Annotated in this window: 14 protein-coding genes; 9 read left to right on the top strand and 5 right to left on the bottom strand. The window is 73.6% G+C overall.

All coding sequences use genetic code 11. From position 1 onward, the window contains the following. Positions 1–15: 15 nt before the first annotated feature. Positions 16–942, top strand: coding sequence for an NAD(+) diphosphatase (gene nudC, locus ACZ6X9_RS02725; RefSeq protein WP_469776091.1), 927 nt, complete (start codon positions 16–18; stop codon positions 940–942). An 80-nt stretch (positions 943–1022) separates the two neighbouring features. Here the strand turns inward: nudC and ACZ6X9_RS02720 are convergent, their stop codons facing one another. Then, positions 1023–1262, bottom strand: coding sequence for a mycoredoxin (locus ACZ6X9_RS02720; RefSeq protein WP_004937444.1), 240 nt, complete (start codon positions 1260–1262; stop codon positions 1023–1025). A gap of 104 nt (positions 1263–1366) precedes the next feature. On the opposite strand from ACZ6X9_RS02720, the gene ACZ6X9_RS02715 reads away from it, so the two are divergent. From ACZ6X9_RS02715 to ACZ6X9_RS02695, 5 genes are all read left to right on the top strand, one after another. Then, positions 1367–3685 carry an ATP-dependent DNA helicase UvrD2 gene (locus tag ACZ6X9_RS02715; protein ID WP_469776090.1) on the top strand — a complete coding sequence of 773 codons (2319 nt, stop codon included), beginning with the start codon at positions 1367–1369 and terminating at the stop codon, positions 3683–3685. 149 nt (positions 3686–3834) lie between these two features. Further along, a complete protein-coding gene (locus tag ACZ6X9_RS02710) occupies positions 3835–4161 on the top strand; it encodes a hypothetical protein (protein ID WP_469776089.1) in 327 nt (108 codons plus the stop codon). A 130-nt stretch (positions 4162–4291) separates the two neighbouring features. Continuing rightward, positions 4292–4663: a WhiB family transcriptional regulator gene (locus ACZ6X9_RS02705; protein WP_469776088.1), complete on the top strand. Its 372-nt coding sequence runs from the start codon at positions 4292–4294 to the stop codon at positions 4661–4663. Beyond that, positions 4660–4986, top strand: a complete 327-nt coding sequence (locus ACZ6X9_RS02700) for a hypothetical protein (RefSeq protein WP_469776087.1) — start codon at positions 4660–4662, stop codon at positions 4984–4986. Before ACZ6X9_RS02705 ends, ACZ6X9_RS02700 begins: the two co-directional genes overlap by 4 nt. A 112-nt stretch (positions 4987–5098) precedes the next feature. Further along, entirely contained in the window at positions 5099–5305 is a 207-nt protein-coding gene (locus ACZ6X9_RS02695; protein ID WP_469776670.1) for a hypothetical protein, read from the top strand. Between the two features lie 79 nt (positions 5306–5384). Here the strand turns inward: ACZ6X9_RS02695 and ACZ6X9_RS02690 are convergent, their stop codons facing one another. Further along, positions 5385–6749: an ABC1 kinase family protein gene (locus ACZ6X9_RS02690; RefSeq protein WP_469776086.1), complete on the bottom strand. Its 1365-nt coding sequence runs from the start codon at positions 6747–6749 to the stop codon at positions 5385–5387. Positions 6750–6791: 42 nt separating this feature from the next. After that, complete coding sequence (locus ACZ6X9_RS02685) at positions 6792–7922, bottom strand: ThiF family adenylyltransferase (protein ID WP_469776628.1); 1131 nt, start codon at positions 7920–7922, stop codon at positions 6792–6794. A gap of 369 nt (positions 7923–8291) precedes the next feature. Between ACZ6X9_RS02685 and ACZ6X9_RS02680 the strand changes: the two genes are divergently transcribed. Next, positions 8292–8915: a M48 metallopeptidase family protein gene (locus ACZ6X9_RS02680; RefSeq protein ID WP_469776085.1), complete on the top strand. Its 624-nt coding sequence runs from the start codon at positions 8292–8294 to the stop codon at positions 8913–8915. 160 nt (positions 8916–9075) lie between these two features. On the opposite strand, the gene ACZ6X9_RS02675 is transcribed toward ACZ6X9_RS02680, so the two are convergent. Next, positions 9076–9618 (bottom strand): NUDIX hydrolase, encoded by a 543-nt coding sequence (locus ACZ6X9_RS02675; RefSeq protein WP_469776084.1) that lies wholly within the window; start codon positions 9616–9618, stop codon positions 9076–9078. Continuing rightward, positions 9615–11171 carry a zinc-dependent metalloprotease gene (locus tag ACZ6X9_RS02670; protein ID WP_469776083.1) on the bottom strand — a complete coding sequence of 519 codons (1557 nt, stop codon included), beginning with the start codon at positions 11169–11171 and terminating at the stop codon, positions 9615–9617. The genes ACZ6X9_RS02675 and ACZ6X9_RS02670 overlap by 4 nt, the downstream gene beginning before the upstream one ends. 203 nt (positions 11172–11374) lie before the next feature. Here ACZ6X9_RS02670 and ACZ6X9_RS02665 point away from each other — a divergent pair, with 203 nt between their 5' ends. Both ACZ6X9_RS02665 and ACZ6X9_RS02660 read left to right on the top strand, forming a co-directional pair. Further along, positions 11375–12499 (top strand): SDR family oxidoreductase, encoded by a 1125-nt coding sequence (locus ACZ6X9_RS02665; RefSeq protein ID WP_433023021.1) that lies wholly within the window; start codon positions 11375–11377, stop codon positions 12497–12499. Between the two features lie 163 nt (positions 12500–12662). Continuing rightward, the gene (locus ACZ6X9_RS02660; RefSeq protein ID WP_469776082.1) at positions 12663–13136 is read left to right on the top strand and encodes a molybdenum cofactor biosynthesis protein MoaE; all 474 of its coding nucleotides are present in this window, start codon (positions 12663–12665) and stop codon (positions 13134–13136) included. The last annotated feature ends 278 nt before the right edge of the window (positions 13137–13414 follow it).

Raw genomic sequence — 13414 nt, 5'->3', positions numbered from 1 at the left:
GAGTTGGAAGCAGCCGTGACCACCAGGACCGATTTCGCCGCCGACCGCATCACGCTCAGCGGGGCCAGCGGCATCGACCGCGCCGCGCACCACCGGCTGGACGAGGCGTGGCTGTCGGCGGCGTGGAGCCACCCGTCGACCCGTGTGTTCGTGGTCTCCGGCGGCCAGGCGCTGATCGACGACACCCCCGACGGCCGTACGGAACTGGTGATGACCCCGGCGTTCGACGCGCCGCCCACCGAGACGCACCGCTACTTCCTCGGCCAGGACGAGGACGGGGTGGCCTACTTCGCCCTCCAGAAGGACAGCCTCCCCGGCCGCATGGACCAGTCCGCGCGCCCGGCCGGCCTCCGCGAGGCGGGCCTGCTGCTCTCCCCGCGCGACGCCGGACTGCTGGTGCACGCCGTCGCCCTGGAGAACTGGCAGCGCCTCCACCGCTTCTGCTCGCGCTGCGGCGAACGCACCGTCATCGCCGCCGCCGGCCACATCCGCCGCTGCCCGGCCTGCGGTGCCGAGCACTACCCGCGCACCGACCCCGCGGTGATCATGCTGGTCACCGACGACCAGGACCGCGCCCTGCTCGGCCGCCAGATGCACTGGCCCGAGGGCCGCTTCTCCACCCTCGCCGGCTTCGTCGAACCGGGCGAGTCCATCGAGCAGGCCGTCCGCCGCGAGGTCGCCGAGGAGGCCGGCGTCGTCGTCGGCGACGTCGAGTACGTCGCCAGCCAGCCCTGGCCCTTCCCCTCCAGCCTCATGCTGGGCTTCCTCGCCCGCGCCACCTCCCCGGAGATCCAGGTCGACGGCGAGGAGATCCACGAGGCCCGCTGGTTCTCCCGCGACGACCTCCGCGCCGCCTTCGCCTCCGGCGAGGTCCTGCCCCCCACCGGTATCTCCATCGCCGCCCGCCTCGTCGAGCTCTGGTACGGCGAACCGCTGCCGTAGGGCGGACCGGCCCCGGGCATGGGAAAGCCCCCGCCGCGGCGGGGGCTTTCCCATGGGCCCTGGCGCGGGCCTGCGGCCGGTCAGGCGCCGATCTTGGCCTTGACCTGGGCCAGCGAGGGGTTGGTCAGCGTCGAGCCGTCGGGGAACAGGACGGTCGGGACCGTCTGGTTGCCGTTGTTGGCCTTCTCGACGAAGGCGGCGGACTCGGGGTCCTGCTCGATGTTCACCTCGGTGTACGCGATTCCCTCGCGGTCCATCTGGCTCTTCAGACGGCGGCAGTAGCCGCACCAGGTGGTGCTGTACATCGTCACGGCGGACATCGGGACTCCTTCTGCTGGCGAGCTGGGGGGAGCGAGGCTCCGGTGGTAGAACGTGCGCCTCTCTCCCGCCATTCCCGGCTGTCGCAGGCGCCGCCATCGGTGTGATGGTACGACCGCCGGGCCTCGCCTGTGGACAAGGTTCCCGGTCGCCTCCCCGGACCTGGCAGCATGGCTGCGTGACAGCAGCAACGCACTCCCCCCTCTTCCCCCAGGTGCCGGAGACCGCCGACGCCGTGCTCGACGGGCTCGACCCGGAGCAGCGCGCGGTGGCGACGGCCCTCGGCGGGCCGGTGTGCGTGCTGGCCGGTGCCGGTACGGGCAAGACCCGCGCGATCACCCACCGGATCGCGTACGGCGTGCGGTCCGGGGTGTTCCAGCCGACGAGTGTGCTCGCCGTCACCTTCACCAACCGGGCGGCCGGCGAGATGCGCGGCCGGCTGCGCCAGCTCGGCGCGACCGGGGTGCAGGCCCGGACGTTCCACTCCGCCGCCCTGCGCCAGCTCCAGTACTTCTGGCCCAAGGCCGTGGGCGGCGAGCTGCCCCGGCTGGCCGAGCGCAAGGTGCAGATCGTCGCGGAGGCGGCGGCCCGCTGCCGGATCCGGCTCGACCGCAACGAGCTGCGGGACGTGACGTCCGAGATCGAATGGTCCAAGGTCACCCAGACCGTTCCCGAGGACTACCCCGCCGCGATCGCCAAGGCCGGCCGCGAGGCCCCCCGCGACCCGGCGGAGACGGCGAAGATCTACGGGATCTACGAGCAGCTCAAACGCGAGCGCGGTGTGATCGACTTCGAGGACGTCCTGCTGCTCACCGTCGCCGTCCTCCAGGACCGGCAGGACATCGCCGAGACCGTCCGCCGCCAGTACCAGCACTTCGTGGTCGACGAGTACCAGGACGTCAGCCCCCTCCAGCAGCGCCTGCTGGAGCTGTGGCTGGGCGACCGGGACAGCCTCTGTGTCGTCGGTGACGCCAGCCAGACCATCTACTCCTTCACCGGCGCCACCCCCGACCACCTGCTGAACTTCCGCGCCCGCCACCCGCGGGCCACGGTCGTCCGGCTCGTCCGTGACTACCGCTCCACGCCGCAGGTGGTCCACCTGGCCAACGGGCTGCTCGCGCAGGCCCGCGGCAAGGCCGCGGAGCACCGCCTGGAGCTCGTCTCCCAGCGCGACAGCGGCCCCGAGCCCGCCTACGCCGAGTACGCCGACGAGCCGGCGGAGGCGGAGGGCGTCGCCCGCCGGATCCGCGACCTCATCGCCTCCGGGGTGCCCGCGAGCGAGATCGCGGTGCTGTACCGGATCAACGCCCAGTCCGAGGTCTACGAGCAGGCCCTCGCCGACGCGGGCCTGCCCTACCAGTTGCGGGGGGCCGAGCGGTTCTTCGAACGGCCCGAGGTGCGCGAGGCGCAGATCCTGTTGCGCGGTGCCGCACGGGCGGGCGGCGGGACCGACCCGCAGCTCGCCGGTGCCGAGGACCTGCCCTCCCAGGTGCGGGCCGTGTTCTCGACGCGGGGCTGGACCGCGGAGCCGCCCGCCGGATCGGGTGCCGTCCGCGACCGCTGGGAATCCCTCGCCGCCCTGGTCCGGCTCGCCGAGGACTTCGCCGCCGCCCGCCCCGGCGCCACGCTCGCCGACCTCGTCACCGAGCTGCAGGAGCGGACGGAGGCCCAGCACGCCCCCACCGTCGAGGGTGTGACGCTCGCCTCACTGCACGCGGCCAAGGGTCTGGAGTGGGACGCCGTCTTCCTGGTCGGCCTCACCGAGGGCATGATGCCGATCACCTACGCCAAGACGGACGAGCAACTGGAGGAGGAGCGCCGGCTCCTCTACGTGGGCGTCACCCGGGCCCGCCGGCACCTGACATTGTCGTGGGCCCTCTCCCGGTCGCCCGGCGGCCGGCCCAACCGGCGTCCCAGCCGCTTCCTCAACGGCCTGCGGCCGGGTTCCCCGGCCCAGGGGCAGGGCGCCACCGGCTCGCCCTCCGCCCGCGGCCACGTCTCGTTCGGAGCCGGCTTCCAGGACGGCGGCGGGCGGCCGGCCCCCGGTTCGCGCGGCGGCGGTCCGGCGCGGACGCGCCGGCCGGCGCGGTGCCGGGTCTGCGGCCGGACGCTCACGGACGCGGGCGAGATCAAGCTGCTGCGCTGCGAGGACTGCCCCAGCGAGCTGGACGAGGGGCTGCACGAGCGGCTGCGCGACTGGCGGGCCGAGCAGGCCCGGCGGCTCGGCCAGCCGGCCTTCTGCGTCTTCACCGACAAGACGCTGCTGGCCATCGCCGAGGCCGTGCCGGACACCGAGGCGGAGCTCGCCGCCATCTCCGGTGTGGGGATGCGCAAGCTGGGGCGGTTCGGAGCCGACGTCCTGGCCCTCTGTGCCGGCCGTGAGCCGGAGCGGCACGAGGGCCCCGAGAAATCTCCGGAAAAATAGTTTGCGTGCGTGGACGGCCTACCCATAGCCTTCCGAGCAGGGAAGCAACGGGCCCTCGCGGGATTCGTTGGTTCCGTGCTGTACTGCTGTACTCAACCGAAGACGACGGACCCCGGTCCGTCCCGAGACGCCGAGAGGAGGCGAGACCAATGATCAGCTTCATCACCAGCAACAAAATGACCGATCGCCCGGTCTTTGCCACGCGTTCCCTCGGTGTCGAGGCAGGCATCGTCGTCGTGCCGTCGTTCGGTTCCGTCCGGGGCACCGGTCTGTCCCTTGCCAAGCTGCCGCTCTCCGAGTCGGCGCTGGGCAATGAGCGACCGACCAAGGCGCCTGAGGTGGCGGAAGCGGCAGTAGTGGCACGAGTCCGTGCCATTGCGGCGGAGACCAACGGCGCCGGCTCCCGGGCCAAGCAGTACCAGCACCAGACGATGTGGGCCTTCCGTGGGCTCGAACCCTGGAGAGATCCAGCCTGATCGGCAGATCAGGTCGGCACCTTCCAGGGCCGCGGAACCCACACCGGGATCCGCGGCCCTTTTGTTTGCCCCCGACAGGGGACCCAGCCCGGCCACCAGCCGGAAACAACACAGACGAGGAACACACACCGTGCACATCAAGGCACACACCCCGTCAGTAGCCACCGACCTGATCCCCCCGCCCGTTCCCACGGAGGACTCCTTGACTTCCCTCGCTCCCCTCACGGCGCTCACCGACCTCGACGACGCGATCGAGAACCTCGGCACCCCCGTGCCGTGCCGCACCTACGACCCCGAGGTCTTCTTCGCCGAGTCCCCGGCCGACGTCGAGTACGCCAAGTCGCTCTGCCAGACCTGCCCGCTGCGTGAGGCCTGCCTCGCCGGGGCGAAGGACCGCCGCGAGCCGTGGGGCGTCTGGGGCGGTGAGCTCTTCGTCCAGGGCGTCGTCGTCGCCCGCAAGCGTCCCCGTGGTCGCCCGCGCAAGAACCCGGTCGCCGCATGAACCTCCACGGCACCATCGACCGCCCAGTGACGCACGACCCCAAGAAGCAGGACCCGACGATGCAGCGCCCATCCCCCGAGCCGGCCGGCTCCGCCCTCTCCGTCCGTGATACCTCCGGCGCGATCGTCTCGCGTCAGAACAGGAACCTCGAAATGCAACTCATCCCAGAAATCCTGGCCCGCGCGCATATGCACGAGCGCCTCCGCGAGGCCGACTCGGAACGCAGGGCCGTTCGGCTCGCCGCCGCCCGCCGGATGCAGCGCCGTGCCGAGCGCGCCTCGCTGCGTGCCCGCAAGGCCTTGGCCATGGCCGTCATGCAGTAAGACGGCCGCGCAACGCTTGGTGAACCGAGGGGCCGGTCCGAACGGACCGGCCCCTCGGTGCGTCGGGGTGCGTCGGCCGTTCACCGGCCGTTCACGGGGATATCGTCGGAGAGTGGACCAGAAGACGCCTGACGCAGCGCAGTTGGACCCCGACCATCCCGGCCCCCTCACGTGTGCCCGTTGCGGCACCACCGCCGACGGTTCCCCGCCGACCTGGACCTGCTCCGTGGAGAACGGCATCCGCCGCTACTTCTGCGACGACTGTGCCCGGGCCAACATCAGAGCGATCGAGGGCCGTCTCGACTCCTCCTGGTGGTGAACCCGCTGTCGTGACACCCGCCGGAGCCGCCCGGAGCCCACGCGGAGCGGGCCCCGGCTCGCTGCGGGCGGCGAGGTGGTCAGGCGGAGGTCTCCTGGCTTCTGCTCCCGGCCGCGAATCCCGGGACCCACGCCTCCATCTCGTCACGCAGCCGTACGGTCGCGCCCAGTTGGCAGAGCACCCCTATCGTGCTGGTGGTGACCCGGTGGATCAGCAGATACGCCGGGGGCAGGTTGAGCTGACGTGCCAACTGGTAGGCGGGGGAGCGCGGGTCGGCGATCCGCGTCGCCTGCGCGCGCATCCAGTCCCGCGTGAAGGTGAACTCCTCCACTCGGGCCGGCTCGATGATCGGCAGCAGGTAGTCGAGCACCGCGCCCGGGTCGAGATCGATCCCCGGCTTGACGAATCCCTCGTCCCGCAGCAGCTCGTGGACCGCCTCCGCCTCGCCCTCCAGCGTCAGCCGCAACACCGTCCCGATCTCCGGCGGCAGCCCCTGCGGCAGCCGGTCCACCGTGCCGAAGTCCAGCACGCCCAGCCGCCACTTGCCGGGCGGGCCGTCGGGCGCGTCCCCGGTCAGCAACCGGAAGTTCCCCGGGTGCGGATCGGCGTGCAGCAGGCCGGTGCGAGCCGCTCCGGAGAACAGGAAGCGCGCCAGCAACTGCCCGGCCCGGTCCCGCTGCTCCCGGGTGCCGTCCGCTATCACCTCGGACAACGGCACCCCCTCCAGCCACTCCGTCACCAGCACTTGGTCGGTGTGGTGCACCACGCCCGGGACGACGACATCCGTGTCCCCCGCGAACTCCCGGGCATGGGCGGCCTGGGCGCGTGCCTCCAGCCCGTAGTCGAGCTCCTCGGACACCCGGTCCCGCAACTCGGTGATCAGAGGCTTGATGTCCATGCCGGGAACCAGGGGCCCCAGGAGCCGCGCGAACCGGCCGAGTTGGGTGAGGTCGGACAGCAGCGCCTCCCCGGCCCCGGGGTACTGCACCTTGACCGCGACCTCCCGCCCGTCGTGCCAGACCGCCCGGTGCACCTGCCCGATCGACGCGGCCGCGGCCGGCTTGTCGTCGAACTCCTCGAACAGATCCCGCCAGTCCTTCCCCAGCCGCTCCGCCAGCGCGGCGTGCACCGACTTCACCGGCATCGGGGGCGCCGCCTCCTGGAGCTTGGTCAGCGCCGCCCGGTAGGGACTCGCCACCTGCTCGGGAAGCGCCGACTCGAAGACGGACAACGCCTGGCCGAGCTTCATCGCCCCACCCTTGAGCTGGCCCAGCGTGGCGAACAACTGCTCGGCCGTGCGCTGCTGCAACTCCGCGGCGATCAGCTCCGCCGGCCGCCCGCCGATGCGTTTGCCGAGCCCGAGCGCGGTGCGTCCGGCGAACCCCAAGGGCAGCGCGGCCAACTTGGCGGTACGAGCGACCGCCTTGCGCGGTAGATCAGACATGCGCCCCTCCAACTAGCTGAACGGCCACGCCGCGGACGGCGGTTACCCGGGCATTGTCCCGCGCGGGGCCCCCGCCGCCCCGGCACGCCCCCTCTCGGGGGACCGCGCCGCGCCGCACGGACACCGCGGATGCGGCTCGACCGGGCGTGAGGACCAGTCCGGACCCGGCAGAGCCAGCTCCAGGCGCGCCCCCGTAGCCGTAGCGGACCCACCGTCGAGGAACGCGAGCGCCCACGACACGGTCAGTCCCGCCACGACCGTGGCCAGTGCCATGTCGCATGACGGTACCTCCGCCCGGCGACCGGACTTCCACTGGGCGACCATCCGGGGCCAGGCGGCGTCCCGTTCCGCGCGGCCCAGCCCCAGACACTCGGCGCAGGCCGACCGCCCCGGCAGCACCAACGGCCCGACGATCCCGGTGGCCTCCGCCACCCCCGCGTACAGGTGGGGCGTCCCCGCCGCCATCGTCTCCCGCGCCCCCGCCGGATCGGGCGCCCACACCGCCACCCCGTCCCGGGGCGCGAACACCGTGAGGGCCAACGGTGGGCCGTACTCCCCGGCACCGTCCGGCCGCGACCTCGGGCGCGACAGGGGCGCCGCCTCCCGGACCGCGCGCCGGGCCGCCGCGTCCCGCCGCTCACCCGTCCGCTCCGCGCCCACCCCGCAGGGGCTCACGTCCCAGAGCTCGACACACCCGCCGTCGAGCACGTCCACCTGCCCCACCCCGGAGGCCGACAACAGCGCGGCCACCGCGGCGCCCACCCGCCCGGCGCCCCGCACCTGCACCCGCTTCGCCTGCCGCGCGGCCATCAGCCCCATCGCCGCCCCCGGCGCCGGATGCAGCACCGAGAGCGAGGCCAGGTCGGGTCGCAACCGCTCCAGGGCCGGGCCGCGGTTCCGCAGCGCGGCGCCTCCCGCGCCCCCGCCACGCGCGTCGTCCAGCACCCCGGCCCGCGCCAGCCGTTCCACCAACGCGTCCGCCCGGCCCTCCGGGAGCCCCATGGCCGCCGCCTCCGACCGCAGCAGCGGCAGACTCCGCGTGCCGTCGAGCAGGCCGAGGAAGGAGGCCGTCGCCGTATCCACCGGGCCCACCACCGTCGCGTGGGCCCGGGTCATCCCGAGCTGGAGGACGTCCCGGCTGCGCCAGGCCCGCCGCAGGGCGGGCTTCACCATCGGATGCGCTCCCTCGGCGCCGACAGTGCCTCCGGACCCGTCCACGCCCTCATCCGCCGCGATCCCGCTCCCGGCCGCGCCGCCGGCCCCGGCCTCACCTCCTCCCACGCGCTCCAGCACCGCCGCCCCGCACTTGCCGTCCGTCCCCGCCATGGCTCCCCCTCGTCACCCGGCACACGCCGCCCCCCACCGACGGAGCCACCGTTCCGCCGCCGGTGGACCCAGCATGCACGGCCGCACCGATCGGCGTGCGGAGTTGTCCACAGGCACGGGCTGATCGTCGTACTAATGCCGTGGCAGGGTGGGGGAATCACCGTCGGCCGGGCGACGGCGGGACTTCCCGCGGCGCCGACGGGGTAACGTCGTGGCGTGCCCGTCGACCCCCTGCACAGTGCCGCACGACCACCGCGCGGCGGCCCGAAGCCGCTCGGCCCGCCCTTCCTGGGGACCGAGGCGTTCCCGGCGGCCGAGGCCCGTCCGGTGGAGGTCCGCCGGAGCGCGCGCCGGCGCAGGACCGTCTCCGCCTACCGCGAGGGCGACCGCACGGTGGTCCTCATCCCGGCCCGCATGTCGGACGCCGAGGAGAAGCGGTGGGTGAACGTGATGCTCGACCGGCTCGCGGCCCAGGAGAGCAAGCGGATACTCGGCGACACCGAGCTCGCGGAACGGGCCGAGCGCCTCTCCGGTCAGTATCTCGGGGGCCGGGCCCGGCCGGACAGCGTCCGCTGGGTCACCAACCAGAACACGCGTTGGGGCTCCTGCACCCCCGCCGAGGGCAGCATCCGCCTCTCACACCGGTTGCAGGGCATGCCCGAGTACGTCGTCGACTACGTCCTCCTGCACGAGTTGGCCCACCTGCTCGTCCCCGGGCACGGGCCCGCCTTCTGGCGGCTCCTGGAGGCGTATCCGCGCACCGAGCGCGCCCGGGGCTACCTGGAGGGCGTCGTCGCCGCCGGCCGGCTCCCGCACCTTCCCGCCGCCCGCAGCGAGTAACACGCCATCCGGGGACGGAAGCGGTGGGCGGCGAAGCCCGAGCGACCGGTGTGACACCGCCACCGCGCCCGCCCGGGCATGGGCGTCGGAAGCCCGCCCGGCGCCTCCGACGGCAGCCGTGCCAAGGGCGCGTCGGCCACCCGCGAAGAGGGCGCCGCGCCTACACCAGCGCGCGCACCCGCTCGACCAGCCGCACCACCGACACGTCGGCCACCGAGGAGACCTCGTCGTAGCCGAACCACCGCAGGTCCAGCGACTCGTCGCTGATCGCCGCCTCGGCGCCCTCCGGCGCCAGCGCCGCGTACTGCACGTCCAGGTGCCAGGCACAGGGCGTGTGGTGGCGGTCCAGCCGGACCGGGCCGCCCGGCAGCAGGGTCAGCCCGCTCGCGATGCCGGACTCCTCCGTGGCCTCGCGCAGCGCGGCCGCCGCCAGCGTCGCGTCCTCGGGTTCGCAGTGGCCGCCCATCTGCAGCCACATCCCCAGCTTGCGGTGGAGCGTGAGCAGCACCCGGTCGCGGGACGGATCCACCACCAGGGCGCTGGCCGTGATGTGGCCGTCCCGGCACGCCTTCCACATGCCGTCCGGGTGGCCGGCCAGGTGTTCCAGGTAGGCGAGCCGCAGCGTCTCCTGCTGCGCGTCACCGGGCGGAGCGGGCCACTCCTTGAGCACCCGCTCCGCGTCCTCCCGAAGGCGAAGGCTCACGCGCCGCCCTCGCCGTTCCCCTTGCCGTCCTCGGAGCGGTCGCCCTCGGAGCCACGGGACTCCTTGGAGTCCGCGGAGCTCTCCGAATCCTCGGAGGCCTCGAAATCCTTGGCGTCCTTGGCGTCCTTGGCGTCCTTCTTCAGATCCGGCTTCGCCTGACCGCCACCGCCCCCCGCGGCCTCACCGAGCATCTTGTCCAGCTCGGAGAAGTCCAGGTGCTCCCGGTGCACGAAACCGTCCGGATCGTCCAGGTCCGCGGCGGTCGGCAGCATGTCCGGGTGCTCCCACAGCGCGTCCCGGCCTTCGGCGCCGCGCGCGTCGGTGAGGGAGGCCCACAGCCGCGACGCGTCGCGCAGCCGGCGCGGACGGAGCTCCAGACCGATCAGCGTCGCGAAGGTCTGCTCGGCGGGACCGCCGGTGGCCCGACGGCGGCGCAGCGTCTCGCGCAGCGCCCCGGCGGACGGCAGGTGCGGCGCGGCGGCGGCGTGCACGACGGCGTCCACCCAGCCCTCGACCAGTGCCAGCGCGGTCTCCAGCCGGGCCAGGGCCGCCTTCTGCTCCGGGGAGTCCTGCGGCTGGAACATGCCCTGCTGGAGCGCCTCCTGCATCTGCTCGGGACGCGTGGGGTCGAGCTGGCCGACGACGTCCTCCAGCTTGGTGGTGTCCACCTTGATGCCCCGGGCGTAGCCCTCGACGGCGCCGAAGAGGTGCGAGCGCAGCCACGGCACGTGCGCGAACAGGCGCTGGTGGGCGGCCTCGCGCAGCGCCAGGTACAGGCGCACCTCCTCCTGCGGCACCCCGAGACCCGAGCCGAACGCCTCGACGTTCACCGGCAGCAGGGCCGCCTTGCCGGCCGGGCCCAGCGGCAGCCCGATGTCGGTGGACCCAACGACCTCGCCCGCCAGCACGCCGACGGCCTGCCCGATCTGCGTGCCGAACATGGCGCCGCCCATGCTGCGCATCATGCCCAGCAGCGGGCCGGCCATGGCCTGCATCTCCTCGGGCAGCACGTCACCCATGGCGGAGCCGACGCGCTCGGCGACCGGATCCACCAGCTCCCGCCACACGGGCAGGGTCGCCTCGACCCACTCCGCGCGGCTCCAGGCCACGGCGGTGGTGGAGCCCGAGGGGAGCGACGTCACGCCGTCCAGCCAGAGGTCGGCCAGGCGGACGGCCTCCTGGACCGCGGCCCGCTCACCGGCCGAGACGCTGGCGTCCTTGGAGCCGTCGGCGGTGCCCTGCGCGACGGTCTGCCGCGCGATGTCCTTGGCCATGTCCCAGTTCACCGGGCCGCCCTCGTAGGAGAGCATCTGCCCGAGCTGCTGGAAGGCGGCGCCCAGGTCACCGGGGTTCATGCCGCCGAACGCCGGGTTCGCGCCGCCGCCGAACAGCGCGGCGAAGGGGTTGTCCGCGCCGCCCGCGCCGGAACCGAATCCGAACGGGTTCGCCGGATCCTGTCCACGGCCACCCTGGTCACCGCCCTTCTTCTTGCCGTTGTCGCCGTCCTCCGGCTCCTCCGGCGGAAGATTGAATCCGAATGGGGTGTCACTCACGGGTTTCCTCGGCTCCTAGGGCCGCCGGCGATGGCCGACGGCGAATGCCCGACAACACCACCCAGCGTAGACACCTCCCCGGTAAGGGGGCTTGGTGCTCCACCGGCTCGGGGCCTGCGGCAGGATGGACGTCACCTGGTACGTACGGGTCATGACACAGGTGATGACACATACGTACTGAAGACAACCGCTGGAGACGCCCGGTGAGTTCCCCCGACCGAGAAGTTCGCGCAGCGCGAAACGGTTCCGCGCGAGACAGTACGAGCCCGACCGGCCGACGGCCCGTGGTCGCGGTCACCGGCGCCGCCCGCGGCGTCGGTGCGCTGCTCACCCGGCGGCTCGCCGCGTCCGAGGAGGTCAAGCACGTCCTCGCCATCGACGAGCGCCGCGGCGACGTCAGCGAGGCGCAGTGGCACGTCCTGGACGTCCGCGACCCGGCCATCGCGGAGAAGCTGCGGGGTGCCGACGTCGTCGTCCACCTCGCGCTCGACCTGGACCTGGAGACCGACCCGGCCGCCCGCACCGCCTACAACGTGCGCGGCACCCAGACCGTGCTGACGGCCGCCGCCGCGGCCGGGGTGCACCGCGTGGTGCTGTGCACCTCGGCGATGGTCTACGGCGCGCACCCCGACAACGACGTGCCCCTCGACGAGGACGCCGAGCTGCGGGCGACCGCCGAGGCCACCGGCGTCGGCGACCTGCTGGAGATCGAGCGCCTGGCCCGCCGCGCGCCCCGCGCCCACCCCGGGCTGAACGTCACCGTGCTGCGGCCCGCGATCCTCGTCGGCGGCACGGACACGGCCCTGACCCGTTACTTCGAGTCGCCGAGGCTGCTGGTGGTGGCCGGGTCCCGCCCGGTGTGGCAGTTCTGCCACGTCGAGGACCTGGTGAGCGCCCTGGAGTTCGCCGCCCTGGAGAAGGCCGAGGGCGAGCTGGCGGTGGGCTGCGACGGCTGGCTGGAGCAGGAGGAGGTCGAGGAGCTCACCGGCATCCGCCGCATGGAGCTGCCGTCCGCCGTGGCGCTGGGCGCCGCCTCCCGGCTGCACCGCCTGGGGCTGACGCCGTCTCCCGCGGGCGACCTCGAGTACACGATGCACCCCTGGGTGGTCAGCGGCCACCGGCTGCACGCCGCCGGCTGGCGTCCCCGCTGGACCAACGAGGAGGTCCTGGCGGAGCTGCTGGAGGAGGTCGCCGGACGGCACACGGTCGCCGGCCGGCGGCTCGGCCGCAAGGACGCGACGGCGGCCGGCGCCGCCGGGGCCACGGTGGCACTGCTGGGCACGGCGGCCCTGGTGCGGCGGGCGCGCAAGGCCCGGCGTCGGGTGTAGCGGGCGGGCTCGCCGGGCCCGGGCGGCGTCCGCCGGGCCCACCGCGCCCGCCGCGCCCGCCGGGCTCGCCGGACCCGCCGCGGCCACCGGGCGGGCCCCTGCTCGGACACCGGTCCGAATATCCCGCTCCGGACGGGCCGGAAGACGGCCGGCGTACGGCACGATGGAGCGCATGTCCCGTACGTACGAAGATCCCTCCGGGTCCGCCGTCCCCGAACCCGGCCCCCTGCGCCTGCTGGCCGTCCGCGAGACCCCGCTCTCCCTGGACGAGGTCTTCGCCGCGGTCGGCGACCCGGCCGCGGGCGGCACCGCGCTCTTCGTGGGGACCGTGCGCGACCACGACGGCGGCGCCTCCGTCGCCGGGCTCGGCTACTCGGCGCACCCGACGGCCGAGGAGACGCTGCGGCGGGTGGCCGAGAAGGTGGCGGCGGACTTCCCGGTGCGGGCGCTGGCCGCGGTCCACCGGGTCGGCGAGCTGACCATCGGCGACCTCGCGGTGGTGGTCGCCGTCTCCTGCCCGCACCGCGCCGAGGCGTTCGCGGCCTGCCGGCGCCTCATCGACGACCTCAAGCACGAGGTGCCGATCTGGAAGCACCAGGTGTTCTCGGACGGCACAGAAGAATGGGTCGGCGTGTAGCGCCGTCGTCGCGGGGTGGTGGTCGGGTGACGGGTGGGCGCTTGGCGTGATCGCTCGGTGCCCGGAACGGGCCACCCGAGTTGCGTAACCGTTGCCCTCACGTGAGCGTTGAGACGGCAGACGATTAATGTGCTCATCGTAAGTCACGAGGAGTAAGAGGTCGGAGGCCGTTATGGCGGCGCTCGCTTGGTTGCTGATTCCGGTTGCCGCGGCCGTGGTCGCCGCCCTGTGGGGAAGTTGGGCGGCCCGGAACCGCAAGGCAGGCGATGTCTCCGAGC

Source organism: Streptomyces sp. NPDC052910 (genome assembly GCF_055585605.1).
This window is presented reverse-complemented; position numbering and strand designations above follow the sequence as displayed.

Coding starts and splice junctions, on each gene's coding strand:
- ACZ6X9_RS02720 (WP_004937444.1), bottom strand. CDS start 1,262: ATGTCCGCCGTGACGATGTACAGCACCACCTGGTGCGGCTACTGCCGC.
- ACZ6X9_RS02715 (WP_469776090.1), top strand. CDS start 1,367: ATGGTACGACCGCCGGGCCTCGCCTGTGGACAAGGTTCCCGGTCGCCT.
- ACZ6X9_RS02710 (WP_469776089.1), top strand. CDS start 3,835: ATGATCAGCTTCATCACCAGCAACAAAATGACCGATCGCCCGGTCTTT.
- ACZ6X9_RS02700 (WP_469776087.1), top strand. CDS start 4,660: ATGAACCTCCACGGCACCATCGACCGCCCAGTGACGCACGACCCCAAG.
- ACZ6X9_RS02690 (WP_469776086.1), bottom strand. CDS start 6,749: ATGTCTGATCTACCGCGCAAGGCGGTCGCTCGTACCGCCAAGTTGGCC.
- ACZ6X9_RS02685 (WP_469776628.1), bottom strand. CDS start 7,922: ATGGTGAAGCCCGCCCTGCGGCGGGCCTGGCGCAGCCGGGACGTCCTC.
- ACZ6X9_RS02660 (WP_469776082.1), top strand. CDS start 12,663: ATGGAGCGCATGTCCCGTACGTACGAAGATCCCTCCGGGTCCGCCGTC.